A 16459-nucleotide genomic window follows, 5' to 3' on the forward strand; every position below is an offset into this window, starting at 1 on the left:
CGATGATCTTCACACACACAACATGTCTTGCAGCCCCCTTTTTTGGGGGTGTGAATAGCAGCGTGTTTCGCGTCCACTGTACGGTTTTGGAACAACACCGTCCCACAACCATCTGGTTCCCGTTCGCCGGGGTTGGTGGTGGTGGGTGGTAGGTTCGTGAACAGGTTTCCACGCGCACTGCGGTGTGTGGTGGTGGCAGGTTTGCGGTGGTTATAGCGTGAGGGAAACGCCCGGTCCCATCCCGAACCCGGAAGCTAAGGCTCACAGCGCCGATGGTACTGCACTCTGATGGGTGTGGGAGAGTAGGTCGCCGCCGCAATTATTTGTACGGAGAGAGGCTGATCGCTGACTCCTTGTCTTCACCGTGAGGGTGAGGATGGGTCGAGTCGCGGTCGGCCTCTTTTCGTGTACCCAGATGCTTTTTGCCCCCTCCTGCTGAGTGGATACCTGATTGCGCTATGAGGGCCTTTAGCGCAATTGGGGATCCACTCGGCCTACGGGGCTCTTCCTCCCCGCGCCGAGTGGATAGTTGATTGCGCTGTTGGGGCTCTCAACGCAACTGGGAATCCACTCGCGCAAAGGGAGAGGGCGGTTATCACTGCAGAGCCCCTCCTGGCTCTGTCTGCCGGCTCTTCGGGCTCACTAGCGATGTAGGCGGAAGGGCAGCAGGTCAGAGTGCGAGATCCGCCATGGCCGCGCGGGCGGCCCAGGCGCCTGGCATGCCGTGGACGCCGGCACCCGGAGGGGCGGAGGAGGAGGCCAGGTACAGTCCCCGCGGTGCGAGCCGATACGGGTCGAGGCTCGGGCGCGGTCGCAACACCGACTGCAGTCCCGTCATGGCACCGCCGGCCACGTCGCCGCCGATGAGGTTGGGGTTCCACCGCTCGAGGGCCGCGGGGTGCGTGCTGCGGCGTTCGAGGATGCGGTCGCGGAAACCGGGGGCGAAGCGCTCGATCTGGGACGTGATGCGCTCGGCGACCTCACCGGGGCGCCGCTCCACGTACCCCGCCGGCACATGGGCATAGGCCCACAGGACCACGCGTCCCTCGGCTGGGCCGTGTGCGCGCGACGGATCGGCCGCCTGCTGCTGGCACACCAATACGAACGGTCGTTCTGGTAGCTGTTCCCTGAAGACCTCGGACTCCGCGCGCACCAGCTCCTGAGCGGTACCCGCGACGTGGACGGTGGTGGCCTCCGCGACGCGCGGATCGCTCCACGGCACTGGCCCGTCGAGGAGGAAGTCGACCTTGTAGGCGGCCGCCCCGTAGCGCCACCGGCCCAGCTGATTCCGCACACGCGGCTGGATCTCCTCGGCGCCCGGCCCGCTCAGGCGCAGCACCTGCGAGGGCGTGAGGTTCAGAAGGACGGCATCGGACTGCGGCAGCTCGCGCAGATCGGTGATCCAATGACCGGTGTGCACGCGGCCGCCGTGGGACTCCAGGACGCTGAGCAGGGCTGCGACGATCGAGCCGGTGCCTCCGCGTGCCACCGGCCAGCCGCGCGTCATGCCCAGCGCCCCGAACAGGGTCCCGAACGCACCGGTGAGCGGCTGTCCCAGCGGCGTGATCGCATGAGCGGCCGAGCCCAGGAAGAGGGTGCGCGCGGCGTCGTCGCGGAACAGCGCGCGTGCCATCGCAGCGGCAGGGGGCGCAGAGCGCAGCCCGAAGCGCGCCATAGCCAGCGGGTGCTTCGGCCAGCGCAGCATGGGCCCCAGGATGTTCTCCAGGTGGGCGTCGAGGCCCTCGACGACGGGGGCGTGCAGAGCGCGCCAGGCGCGGGCGTCGCGTCCCAGGCCCTCAGCCGTGGAGGCGAGGTCCTGGTGGAGCAGCGCGGCCGGAGCGCCTTCAGCTGGATGCGCCATGGGATAGGCGCTGCGGACCCACTGAAGGCCGTGCTGCTCCAGGCGCAGGTCCCGGAACACCGGGCTGGCGACGCCGAAGGGGTGCCCGGCGGCGCCCAGATCAACGATCGTGCCCTCGCCGAGCAGCGGGGCGGAGGCCGCCGCGCCGCCGGGATGCTCGCCGCCCTCGTAGACGTCGACTTCCCAGTCCTGACGGGCGAGCAGCGCTGCGGCCGTGAGGCCATTGGGCCCAGAGCCCACGACGACGGCGCGGGGCGGTCCGTCGCTGCTGTGCCGATGGGCGGTCATGCCTCTCACCTCCGGTGGCGATCCGCAGGATGCGCGAGACCTGCTGTCCCTGGACCGCGATGTCCCTCGACTATGGCCCACCGGAATGAAAGCCCGATGAGCGCGCAGCGCGAGGGCGAGATGCCGACGGCCGGGTGCCGATCGCTGCCGGTGAGGGCGCGATCGGCCCCCGGCCGTCGGTGCGGGGTGCTGGAGCCCCTGACCTGCTCCGACGCCGCGCGGACGAGGAGCGGGTCAGGGGTGGGGATCAGGCGAAGGGCTGGGAGGCCTCGTTCAGCGCCGTGACCTCCGCATCCGTGAGCTCGAGCTCGGCGGCTGCGATCAGCGCCGGGAGCTGCTCGACCCGGGAGGCCGAGGCGATCGGGGCGGTGATGCCGCGGGCCAGCAGCCAGGCCAGGGCCACGGTGGGCATCTCGACGCCGCGAGCAGCGGCGATGCGCTCCACGGCCTCGACCACGCGCAGGCCGTCCTCGGAGAAGTAGCCCTCGGCCATCCCGCCGCGCTGGGCACCCTCGAGATCGGCCTTCGTGCGGTACTTGCCGGTGAGGAAGCCTGCGGCCAGGGAGAAGTACGGGAACACGGCCGCGCCGTACTCGCGGGCGATGGGGGAGTAGTCCTGCTCGTATTCCTTGCGGAACACCAGGCTGTACTGCGGCTGGATCGCCACCGGGGCAGTAAGGCCCTCGCGGCGGGCGGTCTCGAAGAACTCGCGCATGCGCTGCGGCGAGTAGTTGGACAGCCCGTAGGCCATGACCTTGCCGGACTGCACGAGATCGTGGAAGGTGCGGACCTGGTCGGCGATCGCGATCGCCTCGTCGTCGTAGTGCGCGTAGTACAGGTCGATCCGGTCGGTCTGCAGCCGCTGCAGGGAGGCCTCGAGGGAGGCCTTGACGGTCTCGTCGGCCAGGCCGGTGAACTCCGGGTGCCGGCCGGTCTTCGTCGCGATCAGCATGTCCTCGCGGTTGCCGCGGGCGGCCAGCCAGCGGCCCAGGACGGTCTCGGACTCGCCGCCGGTGTGGCCGTCGGCCCAGACTGAGTACATGTCTGCGGTGTCGATGAAGGTGCCGCCGGCCGCGACGAAGCCGTCCAGGACCTCGAAGGAGGTCTGCTCATCCGACGTCCAGCCGAAGGTGTTGCCGCCGAGGTTCAGCGGGAGGAACTGCGTGTCGATGCCGGGGATGCGTGCGGATGCTGCCATGGGGTGCTCCTTGATCGAGGATCCGGGCCGCAGGATTCTTCGAGGGCCCGAGAGAGGTTCCACCCGTCTCAGCACCTCAGGGCCCGGGGCTTATTCCGATGGCGGCGCGGCGGCGACGGGAGGAGGCTGCGGCCCGGATGCAGAACGGCCCCCGTCGGCAGAGTCTGCCGACGGGGGCCGTGCGAGCCGATCAGGAGGCTCAGCCCTGCTGCTGACGGTGCTGCTCCAGCACCCGGGTCTGGGTGTCGGGGGAGTCGATGACCTTGCCGGGGTTGAAGTTCTCGCCGGGGTCGGCCGAGCGGAACAGCCCGCGCAGGACCTCGACGCCCTCTTCGGAGACGTCCTGGTCCATCCAGGGGCTGTGCTCCGCACCGACGCCGTGGTGATGCGACAGAGTGCCGCCGGCGTCGATGAAGGCCTGCTGGATCCGCGTCTTGACCAGGGCGTACTCGTAGTCGACGTTCTCGTCGGTGAAGGGGAACGCGAACGTGAAGTAGAGGCAGGCCCCCGTGTGGTACGAGTGCGACATGTGGCTCATGATCCAGCCCTTGACGCCGAGCTCGTCGAAGGCGGACTGGGCGGCCTGGTATGCGGCCTTGTGCACCGAGATCAGCCGCGACCAGGGCGCGGCCGTCTCGGAGACGTCGCCGATGATCTGCTGCTCGAGCAGGAAGTCGCGCAGGTACGGGGTGTCGAACTTCTTCTGGTCGTAGAGCGCTCCGGGTCCGGAGCCCAGCACGATCGCGCCGTTCGACTTGGCGATGCCGGCGACCGCCTTGCGGTGGCGGGCGACGTCCGCCTTGGCGCCCTCGAAGCAGACGTAGGCGATGCACATGGCCTGGGTGTCCCAGCCGCGCTTGCGCATGAACGCCCACAGCGCCTCCTGGCCCTTGGCGGCGATCTCCGACTTCCGGGAGGTGGGCGCCTTCTGCGTGGCCAGGGAGAACTCGGTCTCGCCGGCATCCGAGATGCGGGCGAAGGTCGTGGGGATCTCCGCCTCCTTGATCTGTCGGATCCCGGTCAGCCCCTGCTCCCACGTGGGGAACATGTAGGCGATGACCTGGCGCTCGGGGGCGATGCGGTGGACCTGGACCCACAGCTCGGTGATGATGCCCAGCCGGCCCTCGGAGCCGATGAACATCTCCCGCAGGGACGGCCCGGTCGAGGTGGAGGGCAGCGGGCGCAGCCGCACGGTGCCGCCGGGGCGCACGACGTCCATGCCGCGGATGATGTCCGCGATGTCGCCGTACTTGTCCGACTGCATGCCCGACGAGCGCGTGGCCGCCCAGCCGCCGACGGTCGAGTGGGTGAAGGAGTCCGGGAAGTGGCCCAGGGTCCAGCCGCGGGCGTTGAGCTGCTCCTCCATGTCCGGGCCCAGCGTCCCGGCCTGGATACGGGCGATGCAGGAGGTCTCGTCGATCTCGAGCACCTTGTTCATGCGTCCCAGGTCCACGGAGACGACCGTCCGGGTCTCCTCCGGGCGGGGCTGCAGGCTGCGCGAGATGCTGGTGCCTCCGCCGAACGGGATCAGCACCAGGTCGCGCTCGACGGCCAGGCGGGTCACCGCGGCGACCTGCTGCTCGTCGGCCGGGTAGACGACGACGTCGGGCAGGCGCTCGAAGCGGTTCTGCAGCGTCTTGACGATGTCCATGACGGCCTTGCCGGCCCAGTGGACCACGCGGTCGTGGTCATCGGTCACGGTGTGCTCGGCGCCGAGGATCGCGGTGAGCTCGGAGCGGAGGTCCTCCGGCAGGCGGGACTCGGGGACCTGGGCGGTGGCGAAGTCGACCGTGTCGACCTCGCGCGGGCGCAGGTCGACGCCCACGGCCCGGCGCACGATCGGGGCGAAGGCCGGCTTGTTCTGCCAGTTGAAGAAGACGCCCTCTTCTCCCCAGCCCCACCACTTCATGTGCTTGACGTTCGGCATCGCTGCTCGTGCTCCTTCTGCTCGTGTGGTGCCTATCATCCTCCGTCGGGCGCTGCCGCGTCCGTCAGGGGCGGCGCGCGGCGGGCCCTGCTGCCGGGCTCAGGCGGCGTCGGGATCGTCGATCAGGGGCCGGTTCTGCGCGTACAGCGACCGGACCGTGGCCTGGATCCGCTCGTTGAACGACGGAACGGACTCGTTGGGGCGGTGCCGCATGGGCTCGCCCAGGGCCACGACAACCGGCGGGCGGCCCCAGCGCGGCCACGAGGACCCCTTGGGCATGGCCTCGTGGGCGCCGATCAGGGCGACCGGCAGGACGGGGACCTCGAGCGACTGGGACAGCGCCGCCGCGCCCATCTTGAAGTCGCGCATGCGCCCGTCCTTGGAGCGGGTGCCCTCGGGGAAGATCAGCACGGGGATCCCGGCGGCGATCAGCTTCTTGGTCAGCCCGCGGTTGGCCCCGCTGCCCTTGCGGTCGACGGGGAAGGCGTTGAAGACCAGCTGCGTGAACAGCCGCTTGTGCCAGGCGGTGAAGAAGTAGTCGGCTGCCACGCCGGTGGCGACCTCGTGGCGCAGGTTGGGCGGCAGCGAGCTCATGATCATGGGGGCGTCGAGGTGGCTCGAGTGGTTGCACACCACCACGCACCCGCCGGAGAGCTGCTCCGCTCCCGGGGCGCGGACGACCCGGCGACGGACCACACGGTCGACCAGACCCCGGAAGAAGATGGTCTGCGCGATCGTGCGCGCCCGCCGACGGGACTGCCCGGTGAAGTCGGCGAGGCTGATGTGCGCCGAGGCCGCCGGGGGAGCCACGGGATCGGGGCCGCTGCGCTCCTCGCGCTGACCGTGGGAGTCGATGCTCTCCAGGACCGGCTCGTGCTCCGGATGCGTCCAGCCGTCCAGGCGCTGGCGCAGCTCGCGCGCCTCCCGGCTGGCGCGCTCCTGCGCGGCGCCCCACGGGGTGCTGCGCTGCCCGGCCTCGGCGGGATGCTGCGGCTCCTCGGCCGCCTGGCCTGCCTCGGACTCTGATGCGCGCCGGTCGTGGTCCTGAGTGCTCATGCGTGCTTCCCCTGTCCAGCGCGGCGTCGGGCGGTGGAGCCGGAGGCCGCGGGCTCGGCCAGCGGAGTCTCATTGGCGCGAGAGCCCATCAGCATGCCCGAGCACTTGCGCACCACAGCGCGCGGGGCGAGCTTGGCTCCGAGCATGATCGCCTTGTAGCGCAGCGTGGGGATCGACACCACGCGGCCGCGGGCCAGGTCCTTGAGTGCCTCCTCGACCAGGTCGTCGGCCTGCAGCCAGAGGAAGTCGGGTATGGAGGAGCCGCTGATGCCCGCCCGGGCGTGGAACTCGGTGCGCACCCAGCCGGGCAGCAGCGCCATCACGCGCACGCCCGTGCCCTCCAGCTCCACGGCCAGGGACTCGGTGTAGGTGGTGCACCAGGCTTTGAGCGCGGAGTAGGGGCCCATGGTGACCTCGCCGGAGGTCGAGGAGACGTTGAGGATCCACCCCTCGCCGCGGGCGGTCATGGCGCGGGCGGCGGCCGAGGAGAGATCCAGGACGGCCTTGGCCATGACGTCGATGCCGCGGTGGTGCAGGTCCAGGCCCTCGGCCTGGTAGGTGCGCTTGACCGAGAAGCCGGCGTTGTTGACCAGCATGTCGATCGGTGCGCGCGGGTCCTCGATGCGCTCGGCGACGCGGGCGACGTCGTCGGCGTCGCTGAGATCGGCCTCGAGGGTCTCGACCTCGACCGCGTACTCCGCGCTCAGCCGCGAGGCGGTGGACTCGAGGCGCTCGGCGCCGCGGGCGACCAGGACGAGGCTGAATCCGCGGCGCGCCAGCGCCTCCGCGAACGCAGATCCGATGCCGGAGGTTCCGCCGGTGATCAGAGCAGTCATCATGGTGGACAGGCTACACTACGGTGAGCGTAGCGATTCAGAAGAGACGAGGCAGTCCCCTTGGCAGCAGCCGCAGCCCAGCCCCCGCTCGGATACCTGGCCCAGCACCGTTCCGGCAGGCTCTACAGCACCCCCGGGCAGCAGGGGGTCCTGTCCACGGACTTCTCCGTGCGGGAGTTCTTCCGGCGCGAGCGCGGAGCCTTCTCCTCGGATCTCGGGCTGGAGGAGTTCGAGCAGCGTCGACTGGATGACGACGTCCTGGAAGCCGTGCGCCACCTGTGGGACCTGCAGCGCTCGACCACCGGCCGGCTGCGCGACCTGTTCGCCGGGTGGACCTCCAAGGAGGCTCGGATCGACGCCTTCCTGACCACCTGGGCCTACGAGAAGTTCTGGATCGCCGATGCCCTCAAGCGCGTGCTGCGTGCCCACGGAGCCCCCATTCCGCCCGAGGTCGAGCCGGACGACGACCTCCGCGGCCGCCTGGGTCGGCTCCTGGACCACGTCTATCCGATGACCGACTCCGTGTGGACGAACCTGCGCGGCGAGCGGATCGTGGCAGGGCAGATGGCCCGCGAGCTGTCCCGGGAGTCCACGGCGGCAGCACTGCTGCAGCGCCTGGGCGAGGTGGCCGATCACCCGGTCATCGACCGGCTGTGCCGGGAGTCCCTCGAGCGCACCGACGACTACATCGCGTTCTTCCGCGAGGAGGCCCGGACCCGGCTGCTGGCAGACGCCTCGGCCGCAGCGCCCGCCAGGCGCGCGCTCGGAATCGGCTACTCGCCGCTGGTGGCGCCGCGGATGTCGGCCCGCCGGGCTCGACGCGCCCTCGAGGTCCTGGCCCCGGGGGTGCGCGAGCGCCGGCAGCTGAGCAGCCGGGCCGATGCCCCGGTCCACTCCCTCCCCGGCCTGCGCGGGCCCGAGCCGCTGGCGGCGGCGCTGCGCAGCGGCCGGTGAGCCCTCGGCGGCCTGCGTGCCGAGCTGAGATGCACATCACGAGGCCCGCGACTGTGCCTGTGACGTCCCCGTCGTCCGGCACACTGGTAGCACCCAAGCCCCGTCCCTGACATCGCGCGGCAGGCGCCGCGCCCCTCGAGGCGGCCGACAGGCCGCCCCTGCACAAGGAGTCCTCTTGAGCGAGACCACCACCAAGCGCGTGCTGCTGACCGGAGCCACCGGCTTCCTCGGCCAGGCGGTCCTCGAGCGCCTGCTCTCCTCCGGAGCGGACGTGCACGTCACCGCCGTCATCCGCCCCAAGGGCGAGATCACCGCACAGACCCGGCTCGGGCAGCTCTTCCGCAAGCCCGTCTTCAAGAACTGGCGCGCTGCCGTCGGCGACGACGAGGCCCGTCGGATCTTCGAGGAGCGCACCGATGTGCTCTCCGGCGATCTCTCCGCACTGAGCGAGATCCGCGAGCCGTTCGACGTCGTGATCCACTCGGCCTCGACCGTCTCGTTCGATCCGCCGATCGACGACGCCTTCAAGACCAACGTGGGCGGTGCGCTGAGCCTCTACGAGGCCCTGCGCGCCTCGGGCCAGGACCCCCACGTCATCCACGTCTCGACCTGCTACGTGGGCGGCATCGCCAAGGGCCTGCGCCCGGAGACGGCCGTGGACCACGACGTCGACTGGCGCCTGGAGCTCGACCACGCGATCGCCTCGCGCGCCGAGGCCGAGGCGGCCTCTCGGACCCCGGAGCAGCTGCACGCGTTCGTGGAGTCCGCGACCCGCACCGAGGGCAAGCAGGGCCCCAAGTCGGTGGCCGGCTCGGCGGAGGCCAGCCGCACCGGCTGGATCACCCAGCGCCTGGTGGATCTGGGCCGCACCCGCGCGCAGTCGCTGGGCTGGACCGACGTCTACACCTTCACCAAGGCCATGGGCGAGCGCGTGGCCGAGGACCTGTGGGCCGGTGACGGGCACCGCCTCTCGGTCGTGCGCCCGGCCATCATCGAGTCCTCCCTGCGCCACCCCTTCCCGGGCTGGATCGACGGCTACAAGGTCGCCGATCCGCTGATCATGGCCTACGCCAAGGGCGCGCTGCCCGAGTTCCCGGGCCTGCCGGACTCCGTGCTGGACGTGACCCCGGTGGACTTCGTGGTCAACGCGATCGTGACCCTCGCCCTGCAGGGCCACCGAGGGGAGGCCGAGGGGGAGCGCTCCCGGGCCGGGTACTACCAGATCTGCACGGGCGCCTCGAACCCGCTGCCGTTCCACAAGATGTACGAGTACGTCCGCGAGTACTTCCTCGAGCACCCGGTCGAGGGGCCCGACGGCAAGCCCGTGGTCGTCCCGGAATGGAAGTTCCCGGCCAACAACGGCGTGGAGAGCTCCCTGGCCGTGCGCGAGCGGCTGGTCGATCTGGGCGGGCGGCTCAACGAGCTGCTGCCCTCGACCAAGCGCACCCTGCAGTGGGCGAATCAGCTGCACAAGGCCCAGTCCGGGCTGGGCTCGCTGCGCACCTACGTGGATCTCTACCAGAACTACACGCGCACCGAGATGATCTTCGACGACACCAACACGCGTGCGCTCAACGCCCAGCGGCCGCAGGATGCGCCGGAGGACTCGTCCTTCGACCCCCGCGACATCGAGTGGCGCACTTACTGGCAGCAGATCCACCTGCCTGCCCTCACGGAGATGACCAAGGCGTACTCGCGGGCCTCGGCAGCCCGGCGAAAGCGCACCGAGCGCCCGCGCCGGGAGCTCAAGCCGGGCACCGACGTCCTGGCGCTGTTCGACCTCGAGGGCACCGTGCTCGACTCGACCGTGGTCTCCCAGTACCTGGCCGTGCAGCGCAGGGTCGCACCGTCGCGCATTCCGAGCGACATCCTGGGCATGGTGCGCACCGTGCCCACCTACCTCAAGGCCGAGCGGCGCGATCGCGGCGAGTTCCTGCGCTCGTTCCTGCGCCGCTACGAAGGCCTCCCGGAGTCCTCGATCCGCGAGGCGGTCGACGGCCCCCTGGGCGAGCAGATGCTCGAGCGGCTGAACCCGGGTGCCCTGGCCCGCCTCGACGAGCACCGCGCAGCAGGGCACCGCACGGTGCTCGTGACGGGCAGCCCGGAGCTGCTCGTCTCACCGGTCGCGGATCTGTTCGACGAGGTCGTCGCCTCCCGGATGGGTGTGCGTGCCGGCGTGCTGACCGGCTACCTCGACACCCCGCCTCTGGTCGATGAGGCCCGGGCCCAGTGGCTCAAGCGCTACGCGCAGGATCACGGCCTGGACCTGTCCCGCTCCTTCGGCTACGGCGACTCCGTGGCCGATGCGGCGTGGCTCGGTCTGGTCGGGCACCCGGCCGCCGTGAATCCGGACATCCCCCTGTATCGCCTGGCCAAGCGCTCCCACTGGCCGATCGAAGACTGGAAGAGGCACTGATCGCATGGCATTCGACATCGACCGCTTCGCCGAGACCTCCCACCGCGTCGCGTGGGAGGACCTCGACATGGACAGCTTCCGCAGGGACCCCCTGCCGGAGTCGTCGCTGCGGGTGCTGCGCTACATGTGCGATGTCGAGTTCCACACCGTCTGCTACCTGCGCGATCTGCTGATCACCCCGTCGCACCACGACGAGGACGTCTCCGCGTTCATGACCATGTGGAACCGCGAGGAGTTCTGGCACGGCGAGGCGCTGGCGGAGGTGCTGGGGCTGCACGGAATCGTCGTGGACTACGACGAGATCAAGGCCAAGCGCGTGAAGCTGGGCTGGGCGGAGGCGCTCAAGCCGCTGAAGCAGTCGCTGCTGTCCACGCTGATCGGCCACGACTTCGTGGCCACGCACATGACCTGGGGAGCGGCGAACGAGTATTCGGCGGTGGCGGCCTACAAGCGGATGGCAGCGATCGAGAAGCACCCCGTGCTCTCGGAGCTGCTCGTGCGCATCGCCCGTCAGGAGTCGCGCCACGTGGCCTTCTACTCCACGCAGGCCCGGCAGCGCCTGGGCGACTCCGTCAAGGCCCAGCGCATCACCCGGCTCGCGCTGCGCAGCGCCTGGCGCCCGGTGGGCTCCGGCGTGATGAGCGATGAGGAGGTCCGCCACGTGATGGGCCACCTCTTCGCCGGCGAGGAGGGGCGTGCGGAGATGCGCAAGCTCGACGCCAACATCGCCCGCCTGCCGGGCATGGAGGGGCTCACCCTGTTCCAGGATGTCATCGGGCATGCCGAGCCCGCAGATCAGGAGACCGCCGGGCCCGGCGAGGCGGAGTCTGCCCAGCGGCAGGTCGCATGAGCTCGCAGCGGCAGGAGGCCTCGGCAGGGCCGGCGCGGGGGCGCGCTGCCACGACGGATCGCAAGATCGTCGCGGCAGTCCTGTCGCTGCTCGTGCATGAGGGCCCGGGACGGGTCTCCATCGAATCGGTCGCGGCCGAGTCCGGGGTGGCCAAGACCTCGATCTACCGCCGCTACGCCAATACCGAGGCCATGGTCGAGGACGTCCTGGAGCGCAGCGGCGACAGCCTCGCACCGCGGCCCCTGGAGATCCCCCAGGACGGGCAGTGGACCCAGCGGCAGTGGACCGAGGCTCTCGATGCCGCGGTGCGATCGCTGGTCCTCGATCTCGGGACGGGCACGGCAGTCGCACTGCTGTCCCAGCCGACCTCCGAGGTGGCCCGGATCCTGCGATTGCACCTGGTGCGGCCCAGGATCGAGCAGCTGCACCGGCTGCTGCAGCTGCAGGTCGAGGCGGGGCGGCTGCGCTCCGATCTCGATCTGGAGGTCGTGATCGACTTCGTGCTGGGCTCCGCCTATGCGCGTCTGGCGCGGGAAGGGGAGCTCGGCGCCGACTGGGCGCAGCGGGTGCGCGATGCGCTGCTGGGCCAGCTCGGACAGGACTGAGCACCCGCGGATCCGGGAGGCCTCAGAGCCTCATCTGCTCATCGGGCCTGCGCCGCAGCTGGGACTCCAGGTAGTCCTTCGTGGCGACCTCGGTCGGCACGTCGTGCTTCTGCCGCTCGGAGAGGAACCAGCGGTGCTCCAGCACCTCGTGGACGATCTCGGCGGGCTCGCGCTTGGCGCGCAGCTCCGCGGGGACCGCCTGCATCATGGGCGAGAAGACCTCCTGCTTCCACAGGCTGGCGGTCATGTCGTCGGGCAGCCCCGGGTACAGGGCGCGGCCGAACTGGCGGATGTCCGTGAGGATGCGCCGCGCCTGGTTCTCCCGGGCGTGCAGACCGGTCAGGTTCAGCAGCTCCCGGGTGTGGTGCCCCGGCTCGACCACGCGGGGGATCAGGCGCACCACGCCGTCGTCGTCGGTGTCCAGGGAGGCCTCCTCCACATCGAAGCCGAGGTCCTGGAGGCGCTGCACGCGCTCCGCCACGCGCCACTTCTGCTCGTGAGGGAAGCGCTCCTCTCCGGTGAGCTCCTCCCACAGGGAGTCGTAGGTCTCCGAGAGCCGGTTGGCGGTGGCGAACGGGTCCACCGGGGTCGAGGCGGTGGCCACGGCCGGGAGCACCGTCAGCGCCTGAGTGGCGGCCGCTGGCTCGTAGCCGGGCCCGGAGTGCGTGCCGCGGTCCTCGGGGTCGAGCTGATCGTCGCCGCGCAGGTCCTCATGGATGTCTGCGGGGTCCTGGTCCTGCTCGAAGGCCGCCAGCAGGTCCATGAGCTCGCCGGCCACGTTGGTCGTGGCCAGGTCCAGGTCGTAACGTCGCTGGCCGTCCGTCAGCCGCGGGTGCAGCTCGCCGGTCTCCGCATCCACCAGGCATGCCGCGAAGGCCCCGGCATCGCGCAGGAACAGGGTGTTCGACAGGGAGGCGTCCCCCCAGTAGAAGCCGGCCAGGTGCAGCTGGACCAGCAGCAGCGCCAGGGCATCCACGAGCTTGTTTGCGATCTCGGGGTCCGGATTGTCCGAGAACAGCACCCGGTAGGGCAGGGAGAAGGCCAGATGCTCCGTGAGCAGCACCGCAGGCAGCTCGGTGCCGTCCGGCGCACGTCGATCGGTGACCACGGCGACCGGCACGACCGACGGCGTGCCCATGTGCCGCAGTTGGCGCAGGACCTCGTACTCCCGCGAGGCATTGCGGGCCGTGGTCTCCTTAGCGGCCAGGACGCGCTCGCCCACCCGGGCGAAGCGCACGACGTGACGGGAGATGCCCCGGGGGTAGGCCACCAGGACGTCCTCGGGCCACTCGGCCAGCGGTACCTGCCACGGCAGATCCAGCAGCTCGGGCTGGGGGAAGCCGGTCTGGATGGATACGCGGCGCCCGTGGCGATGCGTCTCGGGCGGGGCGGTGGGGGACTCCGTCATGGGACAAGAGCCTACTGGTCAAGCGGCAGCCGGTGAGATGACGCCGGCGCTGCGCACATCACCTGGTCTGAGCGTGTCGCGCGTCACGTAGTGGGCTGAGCATTTAGCCTGGGGTTCCTGCAGCCTGGATTCGGGTATGCAACGTCCCAGATCGGACCGGAGATCACTGTGGAGCGAACGCCGTACCCGAGACACCGGGCTGCGACTGGACAGCGTCCTGACCGACGTCTGACGCGCCGGGCCCTGCTGGGCGGAGGCCTGGGTCTGGGCGCTCTCGGGGCACTGAGCGCCTGCACCGAATCGGGCGCCGGTCTGGGACTCGGTGCAGGAACGCTGAAGATCCAGGCCGGTGACGACGAGATCCCCGGCCTGCGGCGCATCGCCGAGGGATTCACGCAGCAGACGGGCGTGAACGTCGAGTACATCCAGCGTGAGATCAACGCCGACTCGATCTCGGACTTCATCGCGCAGTCGCCCATGGGCCAGGCCCCGGACATCATCATCTCCCCGCATGACAGTCTCGGGCAGCTGGCCACGAACGGCGTCGTGGCATCGGTCGAGCTGGGCGACCGGGCGCAGGACTTCACGGACAACGCTCTGACCGCCGTCGTCTTCGACGGGGTGTCCTACGGGGTGCCCTATGCCGTGGAGTGCGTGGCGCTGATCCGCAACGATCAGATCACCGACGCGCAGCCGGAGTCCTTCGACGAGCTGCGGCGGATCGGCCGGCGGCTGATGCAGGAGCAGGGGCTGAGCTATCCGCTGGCGGTCTCCCAATCGCCCACCTCGGGAGATCCGTACCACCTCTACCCGCTGCAGACCTCATTCGGCGCGGAGGTCTTCCACCGGACCGAGGACGGCGAATACCTGCCCGAACTGACCATGGGCGGCTCGGAGGGCGAGGCCTTCGCCGACTACCTGGCCGAGCTCGGGGAGGCGGGCGATGTGCAGACCTCGATGACTCCCGACATCGCCTCCGAGGCCTTCCTCAACGGAGAGTCGCCCTTCCTGATCGGAGGGCCGTGGGAGCTCGCGGCGATCGAGGCGGCCGGGATGAGGTGCACCGTGCTCCCCGTGCCGCCAGCCGGTGACCAGCCCGCTCGGCCGTTCGCCGGAGTCCAGGCGCTGTTCGTCAACGCCCACGCGGCGAATCCGGTCGCCGCACATGACTTCGTGACCAACTGGCTGCCCACCACCGAGGCGCAGATCGCCCTCTACGAATCCACAGGGCGGCCTCCGGCCTCCGTCACCGCCGTGGAGGCGATGGACGGCGATCCCCTGCGCACCGAGTACGCCAGGATCGCCGACGAGCTGGCGCTGCCCATGCCGTCGATCCCGGCCATGGGAGCGGTGTGGAACTTCTGGGGCACCACGGAGAACGCCATCCTGGACGGACGCGCGGAGCCCGGACCCCAGTGGCAGTCCATGATCGAGAGCATCGAGGGGCAGATCTGATGACTGAGCAGGTGAAGGCTCCGGAGATGGGCTCCGAGCTGGATTCGAAGCCCCCGCGACGCTCCCACACCCGGGGCTTCGGCGCCGGATTCCTGGTCAAGCTCGCCCTGATGGGGCTGGTCAACGCGTTCGGCCTCTATGGGATCGTGGCCTCGGCCACGGTCGGCAGCTGGGCGATCTGCCTCTTCCTGGTTCTCGCGCTGGTCATCGCCGACCTGATCTACTTCGTCCCCTCCCGGCGGATGCTCCCGGGCAAGTACCTGTTCCCCGGGCTGCTGATGCTCGTGGTCTTCCAGGTCTTCGTCATCCTCTACACGGGCATGACTGCGTTCACGAACTACGGCGACGGGCACAACGGCACCAAGGACGAGGCGATCGCCCAGCTGACCCGCACCTACGAGCAGCGCGTGGAGGGCTCGCCCGAACGTGCTGTGACCGTGCTGCGCAGCGACGACGGCGACCTCGCCCTGGCGGCTGTCGAGGACGAGGAGGTGCTGATCGGCACGGCCGATCAGCCGCTGGCTGCTGAGGACTCTGCCCAGACGGACGGGGATCGGGTCACAGCTGCGGATGGCTACGAGGTGCTGGACTACGCGGGCGTCGTCTCGGCCTCGGAGGACCTGGAGCAGCTTCGCGTCCCGGTCTCGGGAGATCCGGATGACGGCTCGCTGCGGACCGAGGACGGGCGGACCGCCTATGCCTGGGAGCCGACGCTGAGCTACGACGAGGACACAGGCTCCATGGTCGCCGAGGACGGCACGGTGTACAGCGACTCCGGTGAGGGCTCGTTCGTCTCGGAGGCGGGCGAGGAGCTGCGTCCGGGCTGGCGGGAGTTCGTGGGATTCGAGAACTTCGCGGCGATCTTCGACCCCGAGATCCTGGGCGGGCCGTTCGTATCCGTGACGCTGTGGACCTTCGCCTTCGCCATCCTGTCGGTCGCGCTCACCTTCTTCCTGGGGCTGCTGCTGGCGATGCTGCTCAACGACCCCCAGCTGCGCGGACGCGGCTTCTACCGGGCGATCCTCTTCCTTCCCTATGCCTTCCCCATGTTCCTCTCGGCGCTGATCTGGGCCGGACTGCTGAACACCGACTACGGATGGATCAACCAGGTGCTGCTCGGGGGCGCAGGGGTGCCCTGGCTGGAGAACGCCTGGCTGGCGCGAGGCTCGGTCCTGCTGGTGAACCTGTGGCTGGGCTTCCCGTACATGTTCCTGATCTGCTCCGGGGCCCTTCAGGCGATCCCCTCCGAGATCTACGAATCGGCTTCGACCGACGGTGCGGGCCCGGTGCGTCGCTTCCGCTCGATTACGCTGCCGATGCTCATGGTGGCGGTGGGCCCGCTGCTGATCGCCTCCTTCGCCATGAACTTCAACAACTTCAACGTGATCTACCTGCTCACCGGCGGCGGGCCCGTGGACCTCGAGTCCACGACAGGGGTCGGCGGGACGGACATCCTGATCACGTTCGTCTACAAGATCGCGTTCGCGGGCGGCACCAATGACTACGGTCTGGCGGCGGCCCTGTCGATCCTGATCTTCCTCATGGTCGCGCTCATCTCGCTGCTGACCTTCCGTCGCTCCCAGGCTCTCGAGGAGATCAACTGAC

Annotated in this window: 12 protein-coding genes and 1 rRNA gene; 7 read left to right on the forward strand and 6 right to left on the reverse strand. The window is 69.9% G+C overall.

Translation table 11 applies throughout. The features are described from left to right. Window positions 1–202: 202 nt before the first annotated feature. A 5S ribosomal RNA gene (gene rrf, locus QSJ40_RS03680) occupies window positions 203–319 on the forward strand. A 351-nt stretch (window positions 320–670) separates the two neighbouring features. On the opposite strand, the gene QSJ40_RS03685 is transcribed toward rrf, so the two are convergent. From QSJ40_RS03685 to QSJ40_RS03705, 5 genes are all read right to left on the reverse strand, one after another. Continuing rightward, window positions 671–2149 (reverse strand): phytoene desaturase family protein, encoded by a 1479-nt coding sequence (locus tag QSJ40_RS03685; protein ID WP_006215613.1) that lies wholly within the window; start codon window positions 2147–2149, stop codon window positions 671–673. 247 nt (window positions 2150–2396) lie between these two features. Beyond that, a complete protein-coding gene (locus QSJ40_RS03690; protein ID WP_268142274.1) occupies window positions 2397–3347 on the reverse strand; it encodes an aldo/keto reductase in 951 nt (316 codons plus the stop codon). A gap of 199 nt (window positions 3348–3546) precedes the next feature. Beyond that, window positions 3547–5274 (reverse strand): FAD-binding oxidoreductase, encoded by a 1728-nt coding sequence (locus QSJ40_RS03695; RefSeq protein WP_285728926.1) that lies wholly within the window; start codon window positions 5272–5274, stop codon window positions 3547–3549. A gap of 99 nt (window positions 5275–5373) precedes the next feature. Continuing rightward, window positions 5374–6330, reverse strand: a complete 957-nt coding sequence (locus QSJ40_RS03700; protein ID WP_024289115.1) for a lysophospholipid acyltransferase family protein — start codon at window positions 6328–6330, stop codon at window positions 5374–5376. Further along, entirely contained in the window at window positions 6327–7169 is an 843-nt protein-coding gene (locus QSJ40_RS03705) for an SDR family NAD(P)-dependent oxidoreductase (protein WP_268142279.1), read from the reverse strand. The genes QSJ40_RS03700 and QSJ40_RS03705 overlap by 4 nt, the downstream gene beginning before the upstream one ends. A gap of 57 nt (window positions 7170–7226) precedes the next feature. On the opposite strand from QSJ40_RS03705, the gene QSJ40_RS03710 reads away from it, so the two are divergent. From QSJ40_RS03710 to QSJ40_RS03725, 4 genes are all read left to right on the forward strand, one after another. After that, on the forward strand, window positions 7227–8120 hold the full coding sequence (locus QSJ40_RS03710) for a hypothetical protein (protein ID WP_206390862.1): 894 nt from the start codon (window positions 7227–7229) through the stop codon (window positions 8118–8120). A 175-nt stretch (window positions 8121–8295) separates the two neighbouring features. Further along, window positions 8296–10536 carry an HAD-IB family hydrolase gene (locus QSJ40_RS03715; RefSeq protein ID WP_285728934.1) on the forward strand — a complete coding sequence of 747 codons (2241 nt, stop codon included), beginning with the start codon at window positions 8296–8298 and terminating at the stop codon, window positions 10534–10536. A gap of 4 nt (window positions 10537–10540) precedes the next feature. Further along, a complete protein-coding gene (locus QSJ40_RS03720) occupies window positions 10541–11386 on the forward strand; it encodes a ferritin family protein (protein ID WP_259871486.1) in 846 nt (281 codons plus the stop codon). Continuing rightward, window positions 11383–11991 carry a TetR/AcrR family transcriptional regulator gene (locus QSJ40_RS03725; RefSeq protein WP_006215605.1) on the forward strand — a complete coding sequence of 203 codons (609 nt, stop codon included), beginning with the start codon at window positions 11383–11385 and terminating at the stop codon, window positions 11989–11991. The genes QSJ40_RS03720 and QSJ40_RS03725 overlap by 4 nt, the downstream gene beginning before the upstream one ends. A gap of 22 nt (window positions 11992–12013) precedes the next feature. On the opposite strand, the gene QSJ40_RS03730 is transcribed toward QSJ40_RS03725, so the two are convergent. Further along, entirely contained in the window at window positions 12014–13399 is a 1386-nt protein-coding gene (locus QSJ40_RS03730; protein ID WP_268142287.1) for a DUF4032 domain-containing protein, read from the reverse strand. A 168-nt stretch (window positions 13400–13567) separates the two neighbouring features. On the opposite strand from QSJ40_RS03730, the gene QSJ40_RS03735 reads away from it, so the two are divergent. Continuing rightward, window positions 13568–14854 carry a sugar ABC transporter substrate-binding protein gene (locus tag QSJ40_RS03735; RefSeq protein ID WP_206390858.1) on the forward strand — a complete coding sequence of 429 codons (1287 nt, stop codon included), beginning with the start codon at window positions 13568–13570 and terminating at the stop codon, window positions 14852–14854. Then, on the forward strand, window positions 14854–16458 hold the full coding sequence (locus QSJ40_RS03740; protein WP_241180356.1) for an ABC transporter permease subunit: 1605 nt from the start codon (window positions 14854–14856) through the stop codon (window positions 16456–16458). Before QSJ40_RS03735 ends, QSJ40_RS03740 begins: the two co-directional genes overlap by 1 nt. Window position 16459: the final 1 nt, after the last annotated feature.

Origin of the sequence: Kocuria sp. NBRC 114282 (assembly GCF_030268385.1) — a bacterium.
Taxonomy (GTDB): Bacteria; Actinomycetota; Actinomycetes; order Actinomycetales; family Micrococcaceae; genus Kocuria; species Kocuria palustris.